Origin of the sequence: uncultured Cedecea sp. (assembly GCF_947498825.1) — a bacterium.
Lineage (GTDB): Bacteria > Pseudomonadota > Gammaproteobacteria > Enterobacterales > Enterobacteriaceae > JGM124.
This window is the reverse complement of sequence record NZ_CANMLV010000015.1, coordinates 12,283-36,096: the sequence shown is the minus strand read 5'-3', so window position 1 is coordinate 36,096 and position 23,814 is coordinate 12,283. Positions and strand designations below refer to the sequence as shown.

Annotated in this window: 23 protein-coding genes; 11 read left to right on the top strand and 12 right to left on the bottom strand. The window is 45.4% G+C overall.

Annotation, left to right across the window (positions count from 1 at the left end):
* Positions 1–59 precede the first annotated feature (59 nt).
* Positions 60–1,310 (bottom strand): MFS transporter, encoded by a 1,251-nt coding sequence (locus Q1A40_RS15400; protein ID WP_300001551.1) that lies wholly within the window; start codon positions 1,308–1,310, stop codon positions 60–62.
* A gap of 151 nt (positions 1,311–1,461) precedes the next feature.
* Here Q1A40_RS15400 and Q1A40_RS15395 point away from each other — a divergent pair, with 151 nt between their 5' ends.
* The 3 genes from Q1A40_RS15395 to bioD all read left to right on the top strand — a co-directional run bounded on the left by Q1A40_RS15395 (position 1,462) and on the right by bioD (position 4,513).
* Positions 1,462–2,373, top strand: coding sequence for a LysR substrate-binding domain-containing protein (locus Q1A40_RS15395; RefSeq protein ID WP_300001549.1), 912 nt, complete (start codon positions 1,462–1,464; stop codon positions 2,371–2,373).
* A 115-nt stretch (positions 2,374–2,488) separates the two neighbouring features.
* Positions 2,489–3,706 carry an ROK family transcriptional regulator gene (locus tag Q1A40_RS15390; protein ID WP_300001546.1) on the top strand — a complete coding sequence of 406 codons (1,218 nt, stop codon included), beginning with the start codon at positions 2,489–2,491 and terminating at the stop codon, positions 3,704–3,706.
* Positions 3,707–3,832: 126 nt separating this feature from the next.
* Positions 3,833–4,513 carry a dethiobiotin synthase gene (bioD, locus tag Q1A40_RS15385; protein ID WP_300001545.1) on the top strand — a complete coding sequence of 227 codons (681 nt, stop codon included), beginning with the start codon at positions 3,833–3,835 and terminating at the stop codon, positions 4,511–4,513.
* A gap of 107 nt (positions 4,514–4,620) precedes the next feature.
* Here the strand turns inward: bioD and Q1A40_RS15380 are convergent, their stop codons facing one another.
* The 3 genes from Q1A40_RS15380 to Q1A40_RS15370 all read right to left on the bottom strand — a co-directional run bounded on the left by Q1A40_RS15380 (position 4,621) and on the right by Q1A40_RS15370 (position 6,276).
* Complete coding sequence (locus Q1A40_RS15380) at positions 4,621–4,875, bottom strand: DUF1161 domain-containing protein (RefSeq protein WP_300001712.1); 255 nt, start codon at positions 4,873–4,875, stop codon at positions 4,621–4,623.
* A gap of 430 nt (positions 4,876–5,305) precedes the next feature.
* Positions 5,306–5,866, bottom strand: coding sequence for a spermidine N1-acetyltransferase (gene speG, locus Q1A40_RS15375; RefSeq protein ID WP_300001544.1), 561 nt, complete (start codon positions 5,864–5,866; stop codon positions 5,306–5,308).
* A 65-nt stretch (positions 5,867–5,931) separates the two neighbouring features.
* The gene (locus Q1A40_RS15370; protein WP_300001542.1) at positions 5,932–6,276 is read right to left on the bottom strand and encodes a DUF1283 family protein; all 345 of its coding nucleotides are present in this window, start codon (positions 6,274–6,276) and stop codon (positions 5,932–5,934) included.
* 106 nt (positions 6,277–6,382) lie between these two features.
* On the opposite strand from Q1A40_RS15370, the gene Q1A40_RS15365 reads away from it, so the two are divergent.
* Positions 6,383–6,709, top strand: coding sequence for a YnfA family protein (locus tag Q1A40_RS15365; RefSeq protein WP_300001540.1), 327 nt, complete (start codon positions 6,383–6,385; stop codon positions 6,707–6,709).
* A gap of 108 nt (positions 6,710–6,817) precedes the next feature.
* On the opposite strand, the gene ydfG is transcribed toward Q1A40_RS15365, so the two are convergent.
* A complete protein-coding gene (ydfG, locus tag Q1A40_RS15360) occupies positions 6,818–7,567 on the bottom strand; it encodes a bifunctional NADP-dependent 3-hydroxy acid dehydrogenase/3-hydroxypropionate dehydrogenase YdfG (RefSeq protein ID WP_300001539.1) in 750 nt (249 codons plus the stop codon).
* Between the two features lie 132 nt (positions 7,568–7,699).
* On the opposite strand from ydfG, the gene dcp reads away from it, so the two are divergent.
* Together dcp and Q1A40_RS15350 are read left to right on the top strand one after the other, a co-directional pair.
* Positions 7,700–9,745: a peptidyl-dipeptidase Dcp gene (gene dcp / locus Q1A40_RS15355; RefSeq protein ID WP_300001537.1), complete on the top strand. Its 2,046-nt coding sequence runs from the start codon at positions 7,700–7,702 to the stop codon at positions 9,743–9,745.
* Between the two features lie 84 nt (positions 9,746–9,829).
* Positions 9,830–10,018 (top strand): YdiH family protein, encoded by a 189-nt coding sequence (locus Q1A40_RS15350; RefSeq protein WP_300001709.1) that lies wholly within the window; start codon positions 9,830–9,832, stop codon positions 10,016–10,018.
* Between the two features lie 50 nt (positions 10,019–10,068).
* Here Q1A40_RS15350 and Q1A40_RS15345 read toward each other — a convergent pair whose 3' ends face one another.
* Complete coding sequence (locus Q1A40_RS15345) at positions 10,069–10,692, bottom strand: LysE family translocator (RefSeq protein ID WP_300001535.1); 624 nt, start codon at positions 10,690–10,692, stop codon at positions 10,069–10,071.
* 90 nt (positions 10,693–10,782) lie between these two features.
* The gene (locus Q1A40_RS15340; RefSeq protein ID WP_300001533.1) at positions 10,783–11,646 is read right to left on the bottom strand and encodes a LysR family transcriptional regulator; all 864 of its coding nucleotides are present in this window, start codon (positions 11,644–11,646) and stop codon (positions 10,783–10,785) included.
* Positions 11,647–11,733: 87 nt separating this feature from the next.
* Between Q1A40_RS15340 and Q1A40_RS15335 the strand changes: the two genes are divergently transcribed.
* Positions 11,734–12,168 carry a multidrug/biocide efflux PACE transporter gene (locus Q1A40_RS15335; protein WP_300001531.1) on the top strand — a complete coding sequence of 145 codons (435 nt, stop codon included), beginning with the start codon at positions 11,734–11,736 and terminating at the stop codon, positions 12,166–12,168.
* A gap of 65 nt (positions 12,169–12,233) precedes the next feature.
* On the opposite strand, the gene tam is transcribed toward Q1A40_RS15335, so the two are convergent.
* The gene (gene tam / locus Q1A40_RS15330) at positions 12,234–12,992 is read right to left on the bottom strand and encodes a trans-aconitate 2-methyltransferase (protein WP_300001529.1); all 759 of its coding nucleotides are present in this window, start codon (positions 12,990–12,992) and stop codon (positions 12,234–12,236) included.
* Positions 12,993–13,328: 336 nt separating this feature from the next.
* Entirely contained in the window at positions 13,329–14,246 is a 918-nt protein-coding gene (locus tag Q1A40_RS15325; RefSeq protein ID WP_300001527.1) for a bestrophin family protein, read from the bottom strand.
* A 383-nt stretch (positions 14,247–14,629) separates the two neighbouring features.
* Between Q1A40_RS15325 and Q1A40_RS15320 the strand changes: the two genes are divergently transcribed.
* Both Q1A40_RS15320 and Q1A40_RS15315 read left to right on the top strand, forming a co-directional pair.
* Entirely contained in the window at positions 14,630–16,531 is a 1,902-nt protein-coding gene (locus Q1A40_RS15320; RefSeq protein ID WP_300001525.1) for a glycoside hydrolase family 3 protein, read from the top strand.
* Between the two features lie 184 nt (positions 16,532–16,715).
* Positions 16,716–17,747, top strand: a complete 1,032-nt coding sequence (locus Q1A40_RS15315; RefSeq protein WP_300001524.1) for an OmpG family monomeric porin — start codon at positions 16,716–16,718, stop codon at positions 17,745–17,747.
* Between the two features lie 54 nt (positions 17,748–17,801).
* Here the strand turns inward: Q1A40_RS15315 and Q1A40_RS15310 are convergent, their stop codons facing one another.
* Complete coding sequence (locus Q1A40_RS15310; RefSeq protein ID WP_300001523.1) at positions 17,802–18,659, bottom strand: SIS domain-containing protein; 858 nt, start codon at positions 18,657–18,659, stop codon at positions 17,802–17,804.
* A 354-nt stretch (positions 18,660–19,013) separates the two neighbouring features.
* Here Q1A40_RS15310 and murQ point away from each other — a divergent pair, with 354 nt between their 5' ends.
* Both murQ and murP read left to right on the top strand, forming a co-directional pair.
* Positions 19,014–19,922 carry an N-acetylmuramic acid 6-phosphate etherase gene (gene murQ / locus Q1A40_RS15305; protein ID WP_300001521.1) on the top strand — a complete coding sequence of 303 codons (909 nt, stop codon included), beginning with the start codon at positions 19,014–19,016 and terminating at the stop codon, positions 19,920–19,922.
* Between the two features lie 2 nt (positions 19,923–19,924).
* The gene (gene murP / locus Q1A40_RS15300) at positions 19,925–21,376 is read left to right on the top strand and encodes a PTS N-acetylmuramic acid transporter subunit IIBC (protein ID WP_300001519.1); all 1,452 of its coding nucleotides are present in this window, start codon (positions 19,925–19,927) and stop codon (positions 21,374–21,376) included.
* 263 nt (positions 21,377–21,639) lie between these two features.
* On the opposite strand, the gene Q1A40_RS15295 is transcribed toward murP, so the two are convergent.
* Together Q1A40_RS15295 and Q1A40_RS15290 are read right to left on the bottom strand one after the other, a co-directional pair.
* Positions 21,640–23,088 (bottom strand): Cu(+)/Ag(+) sensor histidine kinase, encoded by a 1,449-nt coding sequence (locus tag Q1A40_RS15295; RefSeq protein ID WP_300001517.1) that lies wholly within the window; start codon positions 23,086–23,088, stop codon positions 21,640–21,642.
* The gene (locus tag Q1A40_RS15290; RefSeq protein ID WP_300001515.1) at positions 23,078–23,761 is read right to left on the bottom strand and encodes a copper/silver response regulator transcription factor; all 684 of its coding nucleotides are present in this window, start codon (positions 23,759–23,761) and stop codon (positions 23,078–23,080) included. The genes Q1A40_RS15295 and Q1A40_RS15290 overlap by 11 nt, the downstream gene beginning before the upstream one ends.
* Positions 23,762–23,814 lie beyond the last annotated feature (53 nt).

The following is a 23,814-nucleotide window of genomic DNA, read 5'->3' as shown; positions in this document are numbered from 1 at the left end:
CGGGAGTTTATGCGCACGAAAATAACATTAAGTCGCGCCGAAAACGAGGCTGTGTCGGATTAATGTGTCCGCTGATGGAGTCGACAACCGACAGCCACTGCGCCACAGAGTAACAAACCTATAAATCCGACAATTCCCGCCCAGCCGTACTGATGCCAGAAAATACCGCCTAACGACCCTGCCACACTGGATCCCAAATAGTAACAGAAGAGATAAAGTGATGAGGCCTGGCCTTTTGCGCGCCTGGCCCGTACGCCTATCCAGCTACTTGCCACTGAATGAGCAGCAAAGAAACCTGCAGAGAACAGCGTCATACCAATAAATATCAGGGCAAGCGTAGAAGAAAGAGTGAGTGCCAGTCCCAAGCCCATTATCAGGATTCCACCTGTCATTACCGGGCCTCGACCATACTTCTCGGCCATGATACCGGCTTTAGGCGAACTCCAGACACCGGTCAGATAGACCAGTGACAGTAAACCAACGATAGCCTGGCTCAGTCCCCAGGGAGATGACATTAAACGATAACCAATATAGTTAAACAGCGTAACGAAGGAACCCATCAGTAAAAAACCTTCGACAAATAGCAGGGGTAAACCGCTATCGCGAAAATGAAGATGAAAGTTGATCAGCAATGATTTGGGCCGCAGTTTTATCGGCCGGAAATGACGTGATTCAGGTAAGATGCGCCAGAACATTAAGGCAGACGCGAGGGCAAAACAACCAATCACAGCAACGGCCACACGCCAGTTAAAAAAATCACTCACGACACCGCTTAATAAACGCCCGCTCATACCGCCGATGGAGTTACCGCTAATATACAGCCCCATAGAGAAAGCAACGACACTGGGATGCATCTCTTCACTCAGATAAGTCATACCGACAGCCGCGACACCACTTAACGAGAGTCCCGTCAGAGCGCGCATTATGAGGATCCCGTGCCAGCTGCTCATCAGGGTTGATAGCAGGGTACAACAGGACGCCAGTAACAGAGCGGTGACCATGACTTTTTTTCGGCCAATCGCATCAGATAATGGGCCGGTAAAGAGTAAACCTAATGCCAGCATTCCCGTTGAGATAGACAGTGACAGACTACTTCCGGCAGGGGAGACATGGAACTCATCAGAGAGCAATGGCAGGATAGGTTGAATACAGTAGAGAAGCGCAAATGTTGCCAGACCGGCGGAAAAAAGCGCCAAAGTCACACGGGTAAAGGACGGCGAACCACGTTTAATAAATTCCGTTGTCCGGGCGGGGCTGTCTACATCAATTCTTTCTCCGTTGGCCAAGTTGATGTCAGAAGTGGAATGCACAATAGATCCTTAGAGTAAAACAGACTCATCATAATTTCAGTTACTGCTGGAGCTAAACTTTTCTAGCGGCAAGCATATCAGTCACTTCAGGGTAGAAAACTGCCAGTATTCTGTCTAATATATTAATAATCTCAAATGATACTTTAAAAGTATGAATATAGAATTGCGTCATCTCAGGTATTTTGTTGCCGTGGCTGAAGAACTGCATTTCGGGCATGCCGCTGAGCGCTTACGGATATCCCAACCGCCCCTAAGTCAGCAGATCCAACAGCTGGAAACTCAAATAGGTGCGCGATTACTTTCGCGAACGAATCGCAGTGTCGCATTAACCCCTGCGGGACAGCAGTTTCTGCTGGATGCCCGGCTGATCCTAAGCCAGGTGGATGATGCAGCACTACGAGCTGCACGTTTACATCAGGGACAGACGGGAGAGTTGAAAATGGGGTTTACCTCCTCGGCTCCGTTTATCAAGTCTGTTTTTGACAGTCTGTCGACTTTTCGCCACCGTTATCCGGATGTTCATATTCAAATGCGGGAAATGAACACACGTGAACAGATCCCTCCTCTGACTGAGGGGGGATTGGAATTCGGATTAATGCGTAATACTAAATTGCCGGATAGCCTGGAATACCGCGTCATATTACGTGAGCCGTTACTCGCCCTGGTTCATCGATTACATCCCCTGGCTGGAGCAGCGTCAGTGTCATTGACGCAGTTAGCGCAAGAACCCTTTGTATTTTTTGATTCACAGGTGGGGACCGGGTTATATGAAGATATTCTTGGATTGTTAAAACGTCATCAAATTACCCCTTATATTACTCAAGAAGTGGGAGAGGCAATGACGATTATTAGTCTGGTCTCCGCAGGTCTTGGGGTTTCTCTTTTACCGTCGTCTTTTCAACGCGTCAGATTGAGCGATGTCGTTTGGTTGTCCGTTGATGAGCCTGACGCCCGTTCAGAGCTATGGTTAGTTTGGTCAAAGCATCGTGAATTATCGCAACCGGCAAAGAAAATAATTGCTTTATTAACCGCATCATCTGCCCACTTGCAAAGTACTGATTAAACCCGGATTATGTGCGCCATATCACAATATGGTGCAAATATTTGACGTCTCTATAAGAAGTGTTTCACCATAGACAAAAATTTATTTCGCAGCGCGAAAATAAAGGGAGAATTACGTGGTTGTTGATAGTCAACCGGGCCATATTGACCAGATAAAACAGATGAATGCAGGTGTCGTTTACCGCCTGATAGATACCCATGGTCCGGTGTCGCGTATTGATCTCTCTCGACTGGCACAACTGGCGCCGGCCAGCATTACTAAGATTGTGCGAGAAATGCTCGAAGCCCATTTGGTTCAGGAAACGGAGATCCAGGATCCCGGTGGACGAGGGCGTCCTGCTATCGGGTTAATTTTAGATACTGAAGCCTGGCATTTTTTAGCGTTACGCATCACTCGTGGTGAGTTATGGCTGGCATTACGTGATTTAAGTGGACGAGAGGTGGTAGAAGACAGTGTGGCGCTGGAACTTGAACATCCTCAGCCTTTACTGTTACGAATTCAGGAGCATGTTGATCAATTTTTTGTTCGTCATCAACATAAACTTGAACGTCTTACTGCAATCGCTATCACGTTGCCCGGTATTATCGATACCGTCCGCGGTATCGTACACCGTATGCCATTTTATGATGTTATCGATATGCCGTTGGGTGAGGTGTTATCAAACCGAATTGGTGTTCCCGTCTTTATTCAGCATGATATTAGTGCCTGGACAATGGCTGAGGGACTTTTTGGCGCCTCCCGTGGTGTCAGTGATGTGATTCAAGTCGTCATTGATCAAAATGTAGGGGCGGGAGTCATTACTGGGGGACGTTTACTCCATGCCAGTAGCAGTTCTCTGGTCGAAATTGGTCATACCCAAGTCGATCCTTTTGGTAAACAGTGCTATTGCGGTAATCATGGATGCCTGGAAACAATCGCGAGTATGGAAAGTATTCTCAGCCTGGCTGAGCAGCGCATGGGCCAGTCGATGGCATCTATGCTGCATGATAAGCCTCTGACGATTACCTCGCTCTGCGATGCTGCTTTGCAAGGCGATTTGCTGGCTAAAGATATTATCGTTGGCGTCGGGCAAAACGTCGGGCGTATTCTGGCTATTATGGTGAATTTATTTAATCCACAAAAAATCCTCATTGGTTCACCGCTGAATCAGGCTGCTGATATCCTCCATTCAGTTATCAGAGACTGTTTGCAGCAACAGTCGTTACCGGCTTATAGTCGCCACATCGTTGTGGAAAAAACCCAGCTTAGTCATCGTGGAACGCGAGTCAGTTCAGCGCTGGTTAAGGATGCAATGTATAACGGCACATTATTGGTTCGTTTGTTGCAAGGTTAATTAACGGCTTGAAGCATCAAACATTGCGTTATCTCAAACTGGCTTTGTTGTCTTTCTTTTAGACTTCCGGAATTGAATTATTTTTCGTGACACTCTGTGACGAATATAACTGCCGGGAGCATTGTCATGCTTAATCGCCTCTTTATAACGGGTACCAATACCCGGGTTGGAAAAACCGTTGTCGCGCGTGCGTTATTGCAAGCTTTGATTAACAGCGGAAAAAGTGCCGTCGGTTATAAACCAGTAGCCCGAAAGGGCCCCGGTAAACAGGCGAGCAACCAAAGTAAAGAAATCGCAATGTTGCAAAGCGCTTCCAGCCATGTTTTACCTGCTGAAGCGATCGGACCTTTGGTATTAAATGAAGGCGGAAGTCCTGAAGCGACGACTCGAATGGATTACAGTTTATTATCAAACGGTCTGACAGATTTGAGTCATAAGTTTGACTGTGTCGTGACGGAAGGTTGTTCAGGCTGGCGAAGCCTGATGGATGATTTGCACCCGCTGTCAGAGTGGGTGGTACAAGAACAATTGCCGGTATTGATGGTGGTGGGCATTCAGGATGGGTGCATGAATCATGCCCAGCTTACGGCCCAGGCTATTATCCATGATGGACTGCCGCTGGTTGGTTGGGTCGCTAACCGTATTAATCCTTGCATGGCGAATTATGCCAGCATTATCGCAGCATTGAGTAAAGTGCTTCCTTGTCCTTTATTGGGTGAGATTCCTTATCTTTCACGCCCTGAAGAGAAAGAATTAGGGCATTTTATTGACTTGTCGATGTTTACTGACTCACCTGTTTATGCCTGAGCAAGCTACAAACAGTCGATAAGGAATGGCGAGTAATGCTGATATTCGTAAACTGAGTGGATGACCAGTTATGCCATTAAGTCATCCATCAGAGTGTTTCTGTCAGACTAGTGTGCATCACTAAAACGGGTATAGACAATTTTGTAGGTATCGTTAGCACAATGCCCGACGACGGTACTAGCCCCTGACTGATCTACTTCATCATTTGGGACGATAGTGAGTGAGAACCCTGATTCCGGAACACCGTTATTGATGATTTTTTGCTGAATACTGGCCTTCACCGTCTCGCAAGAATTCGGAACAGCAAAAGCCGACGTAGCGACAGTGCAGAGTAACATACCTAACCAAGTAGAATGTTTCATCATCTTTTCCTTTCAGTGAAGTGAATACCAAGGAGAGTATCTACTACAGTATCAAATATAGCTACTCCTGATGTATATGAGTATTTTTCTGATATCTTTCTGCAAGTAGAGTCTTTTTCATTCCAGACATTTTTTGATATTTCCACATTTTTGTCTTCTTCCAATACCTCTGTTTCTCGTGGTTTCGGGCAAACTGGCATCTTTCAAAGACAGGGTGCTTAATCCAGTCGTTCGTGTTGAATTTAAATAATATTATAATGATACAATTTATAATAATACGGCCTGCATCCAACTGGTCGATATTGCATTGTTTATCTGCGCTCACCGACCGACTTGAATGAGTGCTTTTGACATTCTTTCAGTTCAGAATAACGGGATTTCACGACGCACCTGATAAACGTTTGCTAATTAGACTTACAAGAAACGATAACTACTGCGCAGTGGGTTGCAACAAGCTATGTTCTTGTATTTTATGCTGAGCCAGAAACTGATGTTGGAAAATACACATTCTGATAGTGGTTCGGTACTGGCCATTGATAAAAAACTCATCCACCAGTTCACCTTCGGTGATAAAACCTAGTTTTTTATAGATATGCACAGCTTTTGCGTTTTCTTTATCAACTATCAGGTACAGTTTATTCAGATTAAGAACGCTGAAGCCATAATCCATCGCCAGTCTGGCGGCACGGGATGCCAGACCTTTCCCCTGATATTCCGGCGAAATGATGATTTGGAACTCTGCCCGGCGATGTATATGGTTTATCTCCACCAGTTCAACTAAACCGGCTTTATCACCATTATATTCGATAACAAAGCGACGTTCGCTCTGATCATGAATATGTTTATCATATAAATCAGATAGTTCGACAAAAGCTTCATACGGTTCTTCAAACCAATAACGCATCACGCTGGCGTTATTATCTAGTTGATGAACAAAGCGTAAATCTTCACGTTCCAGAGGTCGAAGCTTAATGGATAAATCACTGCGCATTGGAGACCTTGAGAGTTTGACAAGCTCCCGATTAGCAGGAGCTTGTTACAAAAAGAGTTATTGAGTTACGGTTTGGCTACACGGCCATTACGGCGATCCAGACAGCGCTGAGTTTTAGGTTCCCAGTAAACATTGAGATTGACGCTTTCCATACATTTATCGCGTAAGTCGGCAGCATGGGTATCTTTGTCGAAATCTTTTTCAACCCGACTATTCACTTTGTTACGCAGTGATCGAGTATCATTCCATTGTTCCTTTTCCATGGCAGCTTGCTGCTTGCTTTGCGCACTGTCACCGGACTCAATGATAAGTTTGCTGGTTTCTGCATGAGCAGCATGTGTGAGTGCGAAAGCGCTTAAGGCCAAAGCCAGACTGACGTTAGCTAAAGGTTTGAGAAGGCTTGTCTTCATAACCGTTTCCTTTTAAGGTGTAACACTTCTTAATATTATATCACTGCAGGCTGGATGCGCCTATGCCAGCCGCATCCAGTCCTGATAATCCGACTATTTTGACACTATGATCAAAACAACGTTGCTTTTTTTTGTAACCGCTTTAGCGGAGATTATTGGCTGTTTTCTTCCTTGGTTATGGCTAAAACGCGATGGTTCGCCATGGCTTCTGGTTCCGGCTGCACTTTCTTTAGTCTTTTTTGTCTGGTTATTGACTCTGCATCCTGCCGCCAGCGGGCGGGTATATGCTGCTTACGGTGGCGTGTATGTGATTACCGCTTTGCTATGGCTACGTTTTGTCGAAGGCATAAAACTTAGCGTTTATGACTGGGGTGGGGCGGCGATAGCCTGCTGCGGGATGTTGATTATTGTTGCGGGCTGGGGAAAGTCCTGATTTACGGAGCAGGTGATACTTATCGCTCATAAAATTGAGTGTGTTGAAACCGAAGAAAGAGAGTGGTCACAAGCGTGAACCACTCTCAGAACGGTAGAGCTTTGTGGATCAGCTATCGCGGTTGACACTTAACCCGGCAAAACTCTGACTCACCGGCATCATTTCCAGCGTATTGATATTGACGTGTTTTGGTAAATTTGCCACCCACCAAACGGCTTCAGTGACATCTTCCGGAGTTAATGCATTAGCATTTTCATAGGCAAGCTCTGCTTTCGCATCATCCCCTTTAAAGCGTACATTAGAGAACTCTGTTCCCCCCACTAAACCGGGTTCTATATCGGTAACACGGACTGGGGTTTTTTGCAGATCTGCACGTAAATTAAGGCTGAACTGGCGTACAAAAGCTTTTGTTGCGCCGTAAACGTTGCCCCCGGCATAAGGCCAGCGACCTGCGGTAGAGCCAATATTGATAATATGACCATGATGACGTTCAACCATGCCTGGCAACACAGCATGGGTCATATAGACCAGACCTTTATTGTTTGTGTCAATCATGGTTTCCCAGTCATCAAGACTTGCTTTGTGTGCGGGTTCCAGACCTAACGCCAGGCCAGCATTATTGACCAGGACATCGATATTACGCCACTCTGTCGGCAGTTCACCCAGCGCTTTTTCTATTGCAGCCCGATCGCGTACATCAAGGGCCAGGGTCAGAACAGCATCACCTAATTCTTGTTTTAACTCTTGCAGGCGCTCTTGACGGCGTCCTGTAGCAATAACTTTATGCCCATTATTCACAAAACGACGAGTAATACTCTCACCAAACCCTGCCGTTGCGCCTGTCACTAATATAATCATCGCCATTTTCCTTTGTACTTTTATATAGTATGTAAATACCTTAGCACGGTAATATATTCGGGCAATCTTTTATACCCGTCACGCGACAAGTCATTCGAATTATTGGTGATATCTGTTTCTATGGAGTGAGCAATGACCGCTGAAAACCCTTTGTTTACTGTTAGTTTACTGCCTTACCAGGCACCTTGTTTTGATACCTTAGAAGAGGCGCATTATCGGCCCGCTTTTGATGAAGGGAAACGGATTAAACGGGCTGAGGTCGAGGCAATTGCCAATAATTCTGATGACCCTACTTTTGATAACACCTATTTAGCCCTTGAGCAAAGTGGCGTGATGCTCACTCGGGTAAACAATATTTTTTATGCTATGTCTGCTGCCGATACCAATGAGTATCTGGAACGATTAGAGGCGGAGTTTTCCAGTGAGCTGGCAGAGCTAAACGATGAGATTTTCCTTAATGAACGTCTTTTTGCGCGTTTGGATAAGGTTTACCAGCAACGTCAGACGCTGGCGCTGGATAAGGAATCTCTGAGGCTGGTTGAAGTTGTCTGGCAACGTTTTAGTTTATTAGGGGCAACGCTGAATGACGCCGATAAAACGCGGATCAAGGCATTAAACAAAGAGGCCGCGCAGTTAACCAGCCAGTTCAATCAGCGACTTCATGCGGCAAATAAAGCTGCTGCTTTGGTGGTTGAGGATGTCCTGCAACTCGATGGTTTTACTGAGAGCGAAATCGCAACTGCGGCGCAGGCAGCAAAGGAGATCGGCCAGGAGGGCAAATGGGTTATTCCCTTACTGAATTTTACCCAGCAGCCCGCGCTGCAAACGTTAACGCACAGAGCCTCGCGTGAGAAACTGTTCCTTGCAGGCTGGAACCGAACCCAGCATAAGGATGCCTTTGATACGCAGTCTATTGTTGCCCGTCTGGTGACTTTACGGGCGGAGCAGGCAGCGTTACTCGGTTTTGAAAACTATGCTGCATGGAAAATCGCCGACCAGATGGCTAAAACGCCCGCTGCGGCATTGCAGTTTATGCGTGATATTGTACCGGCAGCGACAGAGAGAGTGATCAGCGAGCAGCGGGATATTCAACAACTTATGGATAAACAGAACATTGGGTATCCACTGGAAGCATGGGACTGGCAGTTTTTTGCCCGGCAAGTCCGAATGGAAAAATATCAGCTGGATGAGGTGCAAATCAAACCCTATTTTGAGCTGGGTAACGTGCTCCATAAAGGGGTTTTCTGGGCCGCAAGTCAGTTATTTGGCCTGCAATTTGTCGAACGTTTTGATATCCCGGTCTACCATCCGGATGTCCGGGTCTGGGAGATTTTTGACGCAGACGGGCAGGGTCTTGCGTTATTTTACGGGGATTTTTTTGCGCGTAGTAGTAAATCTGGTGGTGCATGGATGGGCAATTTTGTCGAACAGTCCCGGCTTCATAGCGCTGCACCGGTTATCTACAATGTGTGTAATTATCTCAAACCTGTCACCGGTGAACCTGCCTTACTTTCCTGGGATGATGTCGTGACACTGTTTCACGAATTTGGCCATACGCTGCATGGTTTATTTGCCAGCCAGCAATATCCAACCCTTTCAGGTACCCATACCCCACGTGATTTTGTTGAATTCCCTTCACAAATCAATGAGCACTGGGCGCGTCAGCCGGAAGTTTTTGCGCATTATGCGCGTCACTATGAGAATGATGCGCCCATGCCAGACGCATTGCGTGAGCAGCTGTTCCGTTCAGCACAGTTTAACAAAGGCTATGATATGACCGAGTTACTGTCAGCTGCCCTGCTTGATTTACGCTGGCATACGCTGGGAACAGCAAAGAGAATTGAAGATATCGTTGCGCAAGAAGAAAGCATACTGGCGGATGAGCATATAGGACTGAAAGTAGCCCCTCCTCGATACCGGAGTAGCTATTTTGCCCATATTTTTGCCGGCGGCTACGCCGCAGGTTATTACGCCTATATCTGGACACAAATGCTGGCGGATGATGGTTATCAATGGTTTGTTGAACAGGGGGGATTAACCCGCGCTAATGGTCAGTGTTTTCGTGATGCTATTTTATCCCGGGGTAACAGTGAAGACCTGGAGTGGTTATACCAGAACTGGCGCGGACATGCCCCGTTGCGCGAGCCGATGCTTAAAAATCGCGGGCTGGTAAAATAGTTACGCTAAATTTGATTGTTTTTTGTTCGATTCTGAATCGCCGCGCTATACTGAGAAGGTGACAAAATGATGATGAGGATAATGATGGACGCCAGAATGACACCTTCCACACTCGCGATTGAATTCTTAAGAAGAGAAAACACTAAACTCACCCCCGCTCAGTACTTGAGTCAGCTCCAGCAGTTAACGCTGGAGTTTGCTGATTTAATGGAGTTAACCAGCCGGGAGTTACACGAAGAAATTTCGTATGCCAGACAGCTTGGAATTCATTAGCGGGGGAAAGGCCACAATAGCGTAAGCTAAACGTGGCCTCAATTTATGAATTAACGCGAAGAAAATATAAGTTTCAAACCGAGCAGAGCCATAACACTGCCTGCCACTCTGTCTATGGCCGTTTTAAAGCGAATATAAACATTGCGCGAACGCTCGGTAGAAAGCGCCACGGTCACCAATGAATACCAGCCAGCATCAATAATGAAACTGATCAGTGGTAGCGCAATATAATAATAAGCGGGAATTTCACGTGGCAGTAACGCTGTGAAAATACTGGCAAAGACGATGGCCGTTTTCGGATTACTTAACTGAGTGAACAACCCGTCACGAAAAGTCGCCAGCAGGCTTTTTTCACCCATGCTAACGTTCCCCATGCTCAATGGTTCGCGTGAGTGACGTATGATTTTATATGCCAGCCAGAGCAAATAAACCCCACCGACAATTTTCAGTGCAGTATAGGCGACCGGCACTGCCAGCAAGAACGCCTGAAGACCGAGTAATGCCAGCAGAGCAAAGGCAGCCGCGCCTGTTCCCGTGCCCATGGCAGTGGCCAGACCATGATGACGAGAGCGTGCTACTGCATTTTGTGCGACATAGACAAAACTCGGACCGGGGCTGATTGCGCCTATCGCCAGCGTGGCGGCGATAGCGAACAGGGTTGTGAACGTATCCATCGGTTGATTATCCGCTTAAGAGAAAAAAGATTAATAACCTGAAGCAATAAAACTGACAATGACTATTTTACCTTTTTGTCAGGATGAGGATTATTGCCGGGATCGTAGCTGGTCAATAAGCCAGCGACCCGCAGGCCCCGGAGGAGTTTTATTCGACCAGGCAACATCGACTTCAAATAACTTTGGCCAGCCTTCAAGTGACAGCTCTTTTAATACCTGATGACCAAATTGCTGCACCAGCCAGCGGGGTAATACGCCCCAGCCAAATCCTTGCTCTGCCATTTCCAGTAACATCAACAGAGAGGGTGATGACCAGACAGGACCGGTGGATAACACATTATCCGGGCGTACATAGGTCTTCAACACTAACTGGCGAACGGTTTGTAATGCATCGATATCAAGCTCTTTCTGGTGTGCCAGGGGGTGACGGTGATGGATAAAAATCGCCATTTCAGTGCCCACTTGCAGACGAGCCGTAGAGATATTAGTCGGATAATTTTTTTGCACCCGCAAAACACCAACATGGGCGCGTCCGGACTGAATGGAGTCGATAACGTCATCATCTTCGGCAATAATGCACTCAAATTCGATATCCGGATAACGATCGGAAAACTGCTGTAAAATTGACTCATGATGGCTGGTTTGCCAGAGATCGGACAGAACAAAGCTCAGATGGGGTTCAATATTGTCGGTCAGCCTGACAGCAAATTCATCCAATCGCTCGCTGGCAGCAAAAATAGCCTTTACATAGGGTAAAACACCTATGCCTTGAGGGGTTATCCTCGGGTGACGACTGCTACGATCAAACAGCTCAACGCCCAGATCGGCCTCCAGATTAGCGATTGCGGAACTGATTGTTGACTGACTTTTTTTCAGTTTACGTGCGGCTGCCGAAAATGAACCTGATTCGACCACATACAAAAATGCTTCCAGTGATTCCGGAGAGTAATTCATAACCTATCGCTTTTATCGATGGATGTTAACTTTATATTATCACTTATTGCGATGATAATAATCGCCATAAGTGAACTGGAGTCTTCGATGAAAAAGCAAAATCGTAGTTTAGGTGAGCGTATTATCCACGCGGTATCGTTCGAAGTGATTGCTTTGGCCATTTGTGCGCCAACGGCGGCCTGGCTGATGGATAAACCGTTATTTCAGATGGGGGCGCTGGCCATTATGTTGTCAACCGTCGCCATGTTATGGAATATGATTTATAACACAGGCTTTGACCGGTTTTTTCCGCCAGGGCAGCCCCGCAGTTTTAAAGTTCGCGTCTGCCATGCGCTGGGGTTTGAAAGTGGTTTTATTCTGATCGGTTTACCGATTGCGGCGTGGATGTTACAGGTGTCTTTATTTGAAGCGCTGATGGTTGAGATAGGGTTCTTCCTCTTCTTTCTGCCGTATACCGTTATTTTTAACGCCTGTTATGATTGGTTACGTGCCCGTCGTTTATACTTGGCGGCAGAAAAGTAAACCGTCCTTTATTCGTCAAAAAGCCGTCAGAGCTATCAACCTCTGGCGGCTTTTTTATTTAATAATTACAAAGTCTTACGAGCCACAATAAACAGGCGAGGGAAGGGCATAAGAATATTACTGTCTGATTGTTCTTTGTAGTGTTGCTTGAGTAGCGCATGATAACGTTCGAGATAAGCCTCTTGCTGGAGTGGATCCAGATGATTAACAAATCGGCGTAGTCCGGTGGTACTTAACCAGTCAATAATCGCGTGCGTTGAGGGCAGAACATGGAAGTAAGTGGTACGCCAGATATCCACCTCACAGCCTGCATGGCTTAAGAGTTCGTAGTAGGCCTGGGCACTGAGAACAGCCTCACGATGAGAGGGTGAATGTCCCTGTTCCTCGGCAACATCTCGCATCAGACGATGCGTGTATTCCTGCCAGTTATCGGGCATCTGAACGGCGAGAACGCCGCGAGGTGAAAGTTGGGCGGCCAGACGAGGAAAAAGTGTCTCGTGATCGTTCACCCATTGCAAAGAGGCATTGGCAAAAATGACATCCTGTTTTTTTTCCGCTTGCCAGCGACTGATATCGTTTTCCTCAAACTGACAGCCTGGCAAGATGGTGCGTGCTTTTTCCAGCATCGCAGGCGAAGAGTCTATTCCGGTGATATGCGCTTTAGGATGTTGCTTACATAGCACTGCAGTAGAGTTACCTGGGCCACAACCTAAATCAGTAATGTTAGCCGCCTCGGGAAAATGAATGCGAGCAGCGAGTTCTTTTACCGGGCGGGTTCTCTCAGCTTCGAATCGTAAATAAGATGTTGGGTTCCAGTCCTGCATTGTAATACCTTTATTTTCTGAAAATTAAAGTGTTATTAACGCAATTTTAGCTTTCTGTAAGGGATCATTTAAGGATAGTTAAGAATCATTATTCCTATGAAAATATTTGTTTAACAGATAAGGAATAAGTACGGATTTTTAGCGCATTATACCGCGGACTGTATCGGATGAGTAAAAACTGAACAGGGAAAGTATAAGTCAATAATTTATCGGGTGCTTCGCGGCGAGAGTAATCGGATATGTCTTAAATGGCATCGTCTTTTCTATAAACATCTTTTTGTAAGTGACCAGACTCCACATCCGCTGTATTACGGGGGCGGAGTCTGCATGGAAACGTTAGTTCAGACGGTAGTAGCGATTTGGGGTGAGGGCTGGCGGCAAAGTGCTTTCATCATTCATATTCCGGATATCACGTTCAATGGCAATACAAATAGCATCTAAGGCTAGGTCGTTATCTTCGGTACCAAAAGGGTCTTCAAGCTCTTCTGCCAATGAGTCAAGGGCAATAAAAGTATAAGAGATAAATACCGAGAGGAAAGGCGTCATGTAATGCAGATCGGTAACCAGGGCAAAGGGGAGCATGATACAAAAGATATAGACTGTCCGGTGCAGGATCAGACTATAAGCAAAGGGCAATGGAGTGGTAATGATACGCTCACAGCCACCCGCTACACCAGAAAGTGCATTTAAATTCTCATTGAGGCTTTGCCATACAATGTCGGAGATCTCTCCTTGTTGACGCTTTTCATTGAGCCAGTTCCCCATCAGGATCAGGATGCGATTCTGAGGACAGTGGCTTTCGCTGACCCAGGCAAGCTGTTCAGGCGTTAAATAACGACTCAATGTGGCTTGTTGCGGCTGTTTACGCAGTGACATTCGTAAACTATTACAGAAAGCTAACTGTAAATTAATAAATATCCGGACTGACTCTGGCTGATGTCCCAGCAGTGTTTTGACCTCACGCAGTAAGGAGCGGGATGTAATAGCCAGTTGTCCCCATAACAGCCTGGCTTCGTTAAAACGCGCGTAACAAACGCTATTACGAAATCCCAGAAAGATAGCAATCGCCACCCCTAGCACACTAAAAGGCGCCATGGTTAATTTGATACCCAGCGTTTCATACCAGGGCAGAAAGAAAATGACACAGACTGAGAGAAGCAGGTTTAGCAGGAGTCGTGAATAGATTTTTTCCAACACTGAACCATGCCAGACAAATAATCGGGTCAGCCAGTGCTGATGAGGACGAACAATCATAAGAAGTATCAGACGAGAAATAGAAGGCTGCTATTTAACGGCAGAATGATGATGGAGATCAATAAAATAGTATCAGCAATAGGTTCTCTTCTAAGTGACGACGTCACTTATCGGCGATCGCGATATCCAACCTGAATCCCAATCTTACTCCTTGCATCAGGCTCATTAATTCGCTTCTACCTCATTGAAATTAATAAAATAATCAATCCTGCGGCCTGTATCTTTCTGACATAAAACATACCTGTTTTGCCTGTTAATTCGGCTATCGCGGTGAGAAAAATCAAAATTGTGATCAATGGCAAGGAATAATTAATTCCAAAAAATGATACTATGCGAAATCAAAAATTCCCCAATAGCAACATTTGAGTAACAAAAGGTCATAAATGAAAAAGATAGTCGCCATGACGGTTAGTGCATTACTTGCAGGTTGTGTCAGCCATGTTGCGCAACCACCTCTCACTGACGCTCAGTTAGAAGGCTTGTGGAAAGATCCGCATAAAAATGCGGAACTGATCCTTTCGCAAATGACGACTAAAGAAAAAATTGGTCAAATGCTGATGCTGGATATCCGTCAGTGGGATGAGAACCCACAGGGATATGCCGGAGAGCGCAAAGAAGAAACCAGTGTTCATGCACTGCCTAAAGCTCTGGCGGATATGATTTATGATAATCGTCTCGGCGGCATTATTTTGTTCCGTGAAAACTTCATGACGACTGCCCAGTCTTATAAATTGATCGAAGATATTCAACGTGCACGCTATCGTTTACCTCTGCTGATTGGAACCGATCAGGAAGGTGGCTATGTTACACGTTTACGTGAAGGCACCGAGATGCCGGGCAATATGGCTTTAGCGGCCACGCGAGATATCTCTATGGCGCAAGGGTCAGGTGAAATTCATGGATCTGAACTTGCAGCGTTAGGCGTGAATATTAATTTTGCACCTTCCGTTGATGTCAATGTGAATCAAAATAATCCGGTGATTGGTGTTCGTTCATTCAGTAGCAATACAGGACTGATTAACGATATGGCTAGCGCCTATATCAACGGTTTACAGAAAAATCATGTTACTGCAACCATCAAACACTTCCCCGGCCACGGTAATGTCGAGACCGACTCACATGTTGGCTTACCTGTCGTGCCGTATTCTGAACAAGAGTGGCGGCAGAACGATTTAGTCCCGTTCAAATATGCTATTGATCACGGTGTCAAAGCTATTATGACCGGACATATTGTGGTACCTGCGCTGGATAACAGCAAAGTGATTTCTAAACATGACGGTAAAGAAATGGGCTTACCGGCCACGCTATCGAAAAAAATCGTTACGGATATTTTACGTCATGAATTGCACTACAAAGGCTTGGTCTTTACCGATGCGTTAGATATGGGGGCTGTCGCCGATAACTTTGGCACCAATGAAGCGGTAGAGCAGGCATACTTAGCAGGTGTCGATGTTGCGGTTATGCCAGTTCATATCTGGGATAAGCAAGGCATGGAGAAATTAGCCAGCCTGTATCAGTATATTGAAAAACAAAGCCAGGTTAACCCTGAGTTAGCGAAGCGTATCAACGAATCTGCACTGCGAGTTGTTGAATATAAGCTCGATAACAAACTCTTACCGCAGCCGATGTATACCGAAGCGCATGCTATGTCTGTTGTCGCTTCAGCTGAGCATAAAAACTACGAACGCAAAGTCGCTGAAAAGTCAGTGACCTTAATCGAAAACAAAGGTGTGTTACCTTTTGAACTGAAAAAACAGAATAACATTCTGGTTATTTCAGATGAGAAGGCTCGTAACGAATTGATTAAAAAAGAATTAAATCAAATCAACAGCGAGTTGAAAGGTAAAACGATCGCCGCGACCGGTATTGATGTTGACCTGGCGGGACAAGCCTTACCTCAGGGAATGGATAAGCAAATTAGTCATTCTGATTTTATTATCCTTGTGACCTATAATTTGAAAGCACAAGATAATGCTGCGCAGTCGATTATTAACCTGGCGGCAAAATATAAAAAGCCTGTGGTCGTTATATCTTCTCGTAACCCGTATGATATTTCTGCTCTGAAGAATGTGAATGCGAATATTGCGATTTATGGTATTACTGGTTTTGATATTACCAATGCAGGCCGTAACTCTTTAGAAGCAAATATTAAAGCAGGTATCAGAAGTTTGTTTAAAGATTCCCAGGGCGTTACCTTTAATAAGCCGACAGGTAAACTTCCTGTTGATATTAAAGATAGCAATGGAAAAATCATCTATCCACTGGGTCACGGACTGACCTACTAATATTATTTAAAGTAAAGGGCTGTAGATAATACAGCCCCTTTATGGAAAAGTGTTATACCTGTCATACTTCAAGCTGCTTGGGTGTTGCGTGCGTGAGGCGCGCCGACAAGTCACTCGAGTTATTTTAGGTATATATAATAAAACACCCCTCAAAAACTGATGAGTTATAATTGGCAGGCTTTCTATGAATTATGCAAAGTATTCGTATTTGTTTTTATTATTGACTGCACTCCCCTCCGTTAGTCAGGCTGTAGTTGACGAGCCCCTTGAAGAGAAAGCAACAGAAAAATCAGCGCAACAACCCACTAAAAAAAGTGCTGAAGAATCAAGGTTTAATATTTCCAGTAATACCTTCCTGGAAATAGAAGAGTTTAAAGGCTATAAAATTAACGACAAGAAAGTTTTTGATAAAATCAGCCCGGTAGTTCAAGTGGCTATTCAGCCAGTGGACTCAAAGTGGAGCTATTTCATGGAGTATAAAGTCTCCATGCGTAATTATACGACTAATTTTCATTCAGAAAAGACCTCTTATAATCGTAACCGCTTACAATTACAGGCGAACCGGAATCTGATTAAAAATCAGGATGCCACCCTGAATCTCAGCTTTGTTTATCGTAAAGAATCAAATGATGTAAAAAGTGGTATGCCCGCGAGAAACTCTTACCACTCTTACTGGCTGATCCCCGGCGGTAGTTATAATTTCACCGAAAAATTTGCTTTCGTTTTCTGGGATGCCGGGTACTACTATGATAATGCCTTCTCTGGACCGGGTTATAATGACTGGGAGTGGGAAAGTGAGCATGGCTTCCAGTATAGAATCAACGATAAAATGCTGGCTAAACTGATGTATTACACTGACTGGACCTGGAACAGCCATGGCGATAAAACCTGGGAGCAGAATCAGATCCGCGGCTATTTCCCTACCACTATTAATGAAAAATGGAATATTCAGCCTTATTTCCGCTACTTCCTCAATGAAAAGAATTATGACCCGGTTACCGGGGCAACAACTAACCGGGCAGACAATGGCGGACTACGTTTAGGGCTGATTGTAAACTATAACCTGACGCCTAAAACCACATTGTGGACGAATCTGGCATGGGAACAGACAACATGGCAGCATTCCAAAAACAGTCAGCAGGTTCATCTGACTTATGGGGATGATAATACCCAGGATTTCCGTCTCTACTCGATTGGTATTCGCCATACCTGGTAATGTCGACAAGATACAGAAAAGGTAGTACTTACCCGGGGACAAGCGCCCCGGGTTTTATTTTAATTTATCGATCATCTCTTTACTGCGGTTAATATACTGCTGACTTCTTTCGTTATCCTCTTGCAGCAGACAAACAAACAGTAGATCTGTAATCGTATTCTGGGCGGTTCGGGCCGAAATAGAAGAACTACGCCAGCGAGTTTCATCAGCCAGCGTATCCAGGGTGTAATCGGCTATCTTCCGCAACGGACTTTCCTGCAATGATGTGACAGCAACTAACTGTGCGCCGTTATTTTTCGCGACGCGAGCAGCCAGTAAGATCTCTTTCAGTGAACCTGAATAGGAAATAGCAATCTGAATATCTCCCGGACCTAAAGATTGAGCTACCGTTATTTGCACATGCCCGTCCATTTCATTCATCACTGGGTAACCAATTTTCATCAGTTTATACGCGAGATCTTTAGCGACCAGTGCTGAGCCACCAATACCGGTAATTTGGATACGGCGAGCTGATTTCATTAAAGAGATGGCTTTTTCCAGCTGCGAAAAATTTATATTGTCAGTGGAGTTACGCAATGCTTGTTGCTTTTCAAGGCAGAGTTTTTCAGCAATTATGGCCGGGCTGTCATGAATACTGATGCTGCTGTGTAAGTGTTGATTCTCGATGTTAATCTGTTTATTTAATGGTCCCCATTCTTCGATTAAGGCCATTTTAAGGTCAGTAAAGCCACGGAAGTTCAGTCTCTTGGCAAACTTGACGATACTCGACTGACTAATATTTAACTGACTGGCAATTTCTTGTGATGAGCATTGCTTCAATATTTCTGGATGCGCTAACAGATAGTCGGCGATAGTTCGTTCACCCGGTGTAAATTGTTCTTTATTCAGCGAAATAAGTTGTAAAATACGCATCGGTGTTGACCCGGAAAATAACAAGAGTTTCCATCATAGCGGCGATAGCCTGTTGAGGGAAACAGAACAATATTACATGTCACTCGTCAATCATTCGCTTACAAGAGCATCATCCTGGCTCATGCTGAACGGTACTGGCAATATTAATAATAAATTATTCCATAAATATTCCAAATAAAGGAATTGATATATATCATTGATTTGAATTGATTTATTCTATAAATATTTATTTTATTACGGTTTTATTCTGTTTTTAAAGCTAATAATGAATCGTTTTAACGTGACTAACATCACTAACCAGTAATAAAATATTCCATATCATAGTCGACAGATTACTTTGACGGATTGAGCATTATGCAAATTAACTTAAAAAGAATGATCACTGAAAGCCGCAACCCAGCCAGTGCGGAAATTGATACCTTATCCACGCTGGATGTATTATCTGTTATTAATCAAGAGGATAAGAAAGTTCCTCTGGCTGTTGAAGCGGCAATTCCGCAAATTGCACAAGTCGTTGATGCGGTCGTTAATGCTTTTGCCAAAGGTGGTCGTTTGATTTACAGCGGTGCAGGTACCTCGGGCCGTTTAGGGATCCTGGATGCCAGTGAATGTCCGCCGACTTACGGTACACCTGCAAGCCAGGTAGTGGGCATTATTGCCGGTGGTCATAAAGCTATTTTGCAGGCGGTAGAAAACGCAGAAGACAATGCTGAGATGGGCGCTCAAGATCTGAAAGACATCGATTTTAATGAAAAAGATGTTCTGGTCGGGATAGCGGCGAGTGGCCGTACACCTTATGTTCTGGGGGCGATGGCTTACGCGAAAAGTGTTGGTGCAACGGTTGCGGCAATTTCCTGTAATCCGGGAAGTGCAATGAGTCAGAGCGCTGATATTGCGATTGAATTAGTGGTCGGCCCTGAAGTTGTGACCGGGTCTTCCCGTATGAAAGCAGGAACTGCACAGAAGCTGGCACTGAATATGATAACCACCGGTTCCATGATCCGCAGCGGTAAGGTCTATGGCAATTTGATGGTTGATGTTGAAGCGACCAATGCCAAATTAGTTCAGCGTCAGGTCAATATTGTGGTTGAAGCGACTGACTGTACACCTGAGATGGCCGAACAAGCATTGAATGCGTGCCAGCGTCACTGTAAAACGGCAATTTTAATGGTGCTGAGCGGATTATCTGCTAACGAAGCCAGTGTGTTATTAAATAAAAACAATGGCTTTATTCGTCAAACCCTTCAGGGAATGAATATCTAATTATGGCTAAAATTACTGGCTCGATGATTGAAAATATTCTGCGCCTCACCGGTGGCAGTAACAATATCTCGCTCTGTGGCAACTGCATGACGCGTCTTCGACTGACGCTGAAAAATCGTGATCTTGTCCAAACTGACGAATTAAAGAAAATTCCGGGTGTGCTTGGGGTTGTCAATGGCGATGACCAGTTGCAAATTATTCTCGGCCCTGGCAAAGCACAAACCGCCAGCGACATGATGAATGAAATGATCAAGTCTGGCGCAGAGATAGAGCCTGATAATAGTGAGTCTGTTGATTTACAGGCGCTCGCCAGCCAGAATAAAAAACAAATGAAAGCGAAACAGAACAGTGCTGTTCATAACTTTCTGACCAAATTCGCCACCATTTTTACTCCGTTAATTCCCGGATTTATTGCGGCCGGTTTGTTGCTCGGTATCGCGACACTGCTTCAGCAATCGCTGTATGTTGAAGGAGAAGCGCCGGCGGCTTGGTTGAGCCAGCTGATTGCTTACATGAAAGTATTCAGCATAGGTCTGTTTACTTTCTTAAGTATTCTGATTGGTTTTAACACCCAGAAAGCTTTTGGTGGTACCGGTGTTAATGGTGCCATTATTGCTTCACTGTTTATCCTGCGCTACGTGCCGGAAGGCACCGTAGGTTACTACGCCGGAATGGACAACTTCTTCGGGTTGGCGATTGATCCTCGCGGGAATATTATCGGTGTGTTATTAGCCTGTATGGCTGGGGCATGGATTGAACGTCAGGTTCGTCGCCTGGTGCCTGATAACCTCGATATGATCCTGACATCAGGTATTACATTATTACTGACAGGTGCGCTGACTTACCTGGCCATTATGCCTATCGGTGGCGAGCTATTTAAAGGCATGACTTGGTTGTTCCTGCATCTTAATGGTAACCCTATCGGGACTGCGGTACTGGCGGGATTGTTCTTGATTGCGGTGGTCTTCGGTATTCATCAGGGATTTGTTCCGGTCTATTTTGCCTTGATGGATGCCCAGGGCTTTAACTCGCTGTTCCCAATTCTTGCGATGGCAGGTGGCGGACAGGTTGGTGCTGCTCTGGCACTGTATTTTCGTTCGGCGAAAGGTTCAATGCTGCGTACCCAGGTGAAAGGCGCAATCTTCCCTGGACTGTTAGGTATCGGTGAGCCTCTTATTTACGGTGTAACTTTGCCGCGACTGAAACCTTTTGTGACCGCATGTCTGGGCGGCGCAGTAGGGGGGTTCTTTATTGGTTTGGTTGCCTGGCTGGGTCTGCCGGTTGGCTTAAATACCGTATTTGGTCCGTCAGGCTTGGTATCCATTCCATTGATGACCTCAAACCAAGGGATCTTTGCCGGAATGGCCGTCTACGTGGTCGGTATTCTTATCTCCTACACTGCAGGATTTATACTGACCTGGTTCTTCGGTAGTAAGAATGTTGACCTGAGTTAATTGTTTCTTCAGCAACGTGATAAGAAAAAGTAAGGCTATCAGCCTTACGGAGACTGATGACGAAGCTAAAGTGATATCTGATTCTTAGCGCTTATTTACGAAAATAAACAGGAAAATCAATTCATTGATTTTCGGCTGATAACACAAAGAAGGAAAAACCACGTTTTTTCCTTCTTTGTCAGCAATCTGAAAAGTAAGGCTATCAGCCTTACTTTTTCTATTTTATAGCGACACTTCACTTATCACGCTTGCCGGTAAAATCGTTATGATTTTAAACGCGGAAGTAACAGCGTAAAACGCGTAGAAACCGGGTCCGACGTGACATGGATTTTTCCTTGATGGGCACGAACAATCGATTTCACAATTGCCAGACCGATGCCACTACCTGCTGTTTTACGCTGTCGGGAAGCATCTATCCGATAAAAACGGTCAAACAATCGCGGGAGATGTTCAGGCGTAATCACGGGGCCGGGATTGGCAATGACAACCTTTACCCATTCATCATTTTCACTGAGCGTAACATGGACAGTTTCGCCTTCTGGCGTATAGCGGATCGCGTTAGATAACAAATTATTCATCACCCGCCGTAACATCAGCGCATCTCCCTCAACCCAGCATGGATGCCCGCTCATCTTGAGTGAGACATGCTGTTCTTCAGCCCAGGCCTCAAAAAAATCGAATACCTTAAGTGTTTCCGCCCGGAGATCCAGCCGGGCATGTTCAAGGATAAGTTGATGATCGTCGGCCTGAGCAAGAAACAGCATATCGCTGACCATTTTCGCCATCCGGTTATACTCTTCCAGACTGGAATAGAGCACATCTTCCAGCTCTTTAATACTGCGGGGCTGGCTTAAAACAATTTCTGTCTGTGTTACCAGATTCGTCACCGGGGTGCGCATCTCATGAGCAATATCAGCGGAAAAATGAGACTGGCGAGTAAAAACATCTTCAATACGTTCAATCATATGGTTAAAGGAGATAACCAGTTGTTCCAGTTCAACCGGGACCGTTCTGGGATCAAGCCTGACATCCAGATTTTCAGAAGAGATATTTTTTATTTTCAAACTGACAGTACGCAGTGGGGCATGTCCCTTGTGTACTGCAAATACCACGATCAGAATAATCAGTAGTCCCATTACTGCCGCAATCAACCAAAGATTATATTTAAGCTCATCGAGATAATGGAGATGAAAATCGATGGAAAATGAGATAACAAAAGTACAGGTTGCGTCTTTTCCGTGATAGGGCGCGCTGACAGAAGCTGCAATGATTCGATAGGTTTTAGGGCGGTGGTCATCCTGAGCAGTGGCGCCAGGACGTCGGTCAGACCACTGAAAAACGGAACCTGTTTTAAGGCTTTCGGCAAACTGAGGCGTGTTGAGTAACGGCACTAAATCAGGGCCGCCGGGCGATTGGTATAGCATTTGGTTGTCAGCATTGAGCATCAATACTGATATATGACGGTAACTGGCAAGGATCACACTGACTTTTTCTACTTTTTCCGCCTCAGATGCCCCAGGTTCAAGCAAAATGGAGGACAGCGTCATTTTAACCTTATTCAGATCCTGCTCATCCATTTCGGCAAAATGGTTCTTTACCGAGCTAAGCATGATACTGGTTAATACTGCAAAGGCAAAAATCGTTGCAAGGCTAATAAAAAATGTCAGTCTGAGCGCAAGTGAAAAGGGACGATGCCGACGTCTAATGCTCATCAGCGGCCTCAAGCATATAACCGACACCCCGAACTGTCTGAATCAACTTAGGCTCAAAATCATTGTCTATTTTGGCGCGTAAGCGTTTGACCGCAACATCAATCGCATTGGTATCGCTGTCAAAATTCATATCCCAGACCTGAGAGGCAATCAGTGACCGTGGCAGGACTTCTCCCTGATGGCGGATAAAAAACTCCAGTAAAGTAAACTCCTTGCTGGTGAGTGTGATGCGTGTACTACCGCGTCTGACTTTACGTGATACTAAGTCCAGAGCTAAGTCGGCAACCTGGAACTGACTTTCTTGAATAACGGTGGTGCCCCGGCGTAACAGCGTACGAACTCTGGCCAGCAACTCAGCAAAGGCAAAGGGTTTAATCAGGTAGTCGTCAGCGCCCAGTTCGAGTCCTTTAACCCGATGTTCAATGGTACCCAGGGCAGTGAGGAGCAGGACAGGCATACCTTTATTGGCGGTACGTAACATACGCACAATATCCCAGCCGTTCACGTCGGGTAGCATAATATCGAGAATAATCAGGTCATATTCATCGGTCATTGCCAGGTGATATCCGTTCAGACCGTTATCAGCAAGATCAACCACAAATCCCGCTTCTGTAAGACCTTTGCTCAGATATTCGCCTGTTTTTACCTCATCCTCGACAATTAATATTTTCATCTGTTCACCGTGCGATACCTTCTGATAGAGCCATTCTAGTGGGCCCTGTGGTG

What these genes read in the sequence shown, in the direction of transcription:
- murQ (WP_300001521.1), top strand. Translation starts at nt 19,014, where the DNA reads ATGCAAATTAACTTAAAAAGAATGATCACTGAAAGCCGCAACCCAGCC.
- Q1A40_RS15295 (WP_300001517.1), bottom strand. Translation starts at nt 23,088, where the DNA reads ATGAGCATTAGACGTCGGCATCGTCCCTTTTCACTTGCGCTCAGACTG.
- speG (WP_300001544.1), bottom strand. Translation starts at nt 5,866, where the DNA reads ATGCGCAGTGATTTATCCATTAAGCTTCGACCTCTGGAACGTGAAGAT.
- Q1A40_RS15365 (WP_300001540.1), top strand. Translation starts at nt 6,383, where the DNA reads ATGATCAAAACAACGTTGCTTTTTTTTGTAACCGCTTTAGCGGAGATT.
- Q1A40_RS15340 (WP_300001533.1), bottom strand. Translation starts at nt 11,646, where the DNA reads ATGAATTACTCTCCGGAATCACTGGAAGCATTTTTGTATGTGGTCGAA.
- Q1A40_RS15290 (WP_300001515.1), bottom strand. Translation starts at nt 23,761, where the DNA reads ATGAAAATATTAATTGTCGAGGATGAGGTAAAAACAGGCGAATATCTG.
- Q1A40_RS15310 (WP_300001523.1), bottom strand. Translation starts at nt 18,659, where the DNA reads ATGCGTATTTTACAACTTATTTCGCTGAATAAAGAACAATTTACACCG.
- ydfG (WP_300001539.1), bottom strand. Translation starts at nt 7,567, where the DNA reads ATGATTATATTAGTGACAGGCGCAACGGCAGGGTTTGGTGAGAGTATT.
- Q1A40_RS15335 (WP_300001531.1), top strand. Translation starts at nt 11,734, where the DNA reads ATGAAAAAGCAAAATCGTAGTTTAGGTGAGCGTATTATCCACGCGGTA.
- Q1A40_RS15320 (WP_300001525.1), top strand. Translation starts at nt 14,630, where the DNA reads ATGAAAAAGATAGTCGCCATGACGGTTAGTGCATTACTTGCAGGTTGT.
- tam (WP_300001529.1), bottom strand. Translation starts at nt 12,992, where the DNA reads ATGCAGGACTGGAACCCAACATCTTATTTACGATTCGAAGCTGAGAGA.
- bioD (WP_300001545.1), top strand. Translation starts at nt 3,833, where the DNA reads ATGCTTAATCGCCTCTTTATAACGGGTACCAATACCCGGGTTGGAAAA.
- Q1A40_RS15370 (WP_300001542.1), bottom strand. Translation starts at nt 6,276, where the DNA reads ATGAAGACAAGCCTTCTCAAACCTTTAGCTAACGTCAGTCTGGCTTTG.
- dcp (WP_300001537.1), top strand. Translation starts at nt 7,700, where the DNA reads ATGACCGCTGAAAACCCTTTGTTTACTGTTAGTTTACTGCCTTACCAG.
- murP (WP_300001519.1), top strand. Translation starts at nt 19,925, where the DNA reads ATGGCTAAAATTACTGGCTCGATGATTGAAAATATTCTGCGCCTCACC.
- Q1A40_RS15325 (WP_300001527.1), bottom strand. Translation starts at nt 14,246, where the DNA reads ATGATTGTTCGTCCTCATCAGCACTGGCTGACCCGATTATTTGTCTGG.
- Q1A40_RS15315 (WP_300001524.1), top strand. Translation starts at nt 16,716, where the DNA reads ATGAATTATGCAAAGTATTCGTATTTGTTTTTATTATTGACTGCACTC.
- Q1A40_RS15395 (WP_300001549.1), top strand. Translation starts at nt 1,462, where the DNA reads ATGAATATAGAATTGCGTCATCTCAGGTATTTTGTTGCCGTGGCTGAA.
- Q1A40_RS15380 (WP_300001712.1), bottom strand. Translation starts at nt 4,875, where the DNA reads ATGAAACATTCTACTTGGTTAGGTATGTTACTCTGCACTGTCGCTACG.
- Q1A40_RS15350 (WP_300001709.1), top strand. Translation starts at nt 9,830, where the DNA reads ATGGACGCCAGAATGACACCTTCCACACTCGCGATTGAATTCTTAAGA.
- Q1A40_RS15345 (WP_300001535.1), bottom strand. Translation starts at nt 10,692, where the DNA reads ATGGATACGTTCACAACCCTGTTCGCTATCGCCGCCACGCTGGCGATA.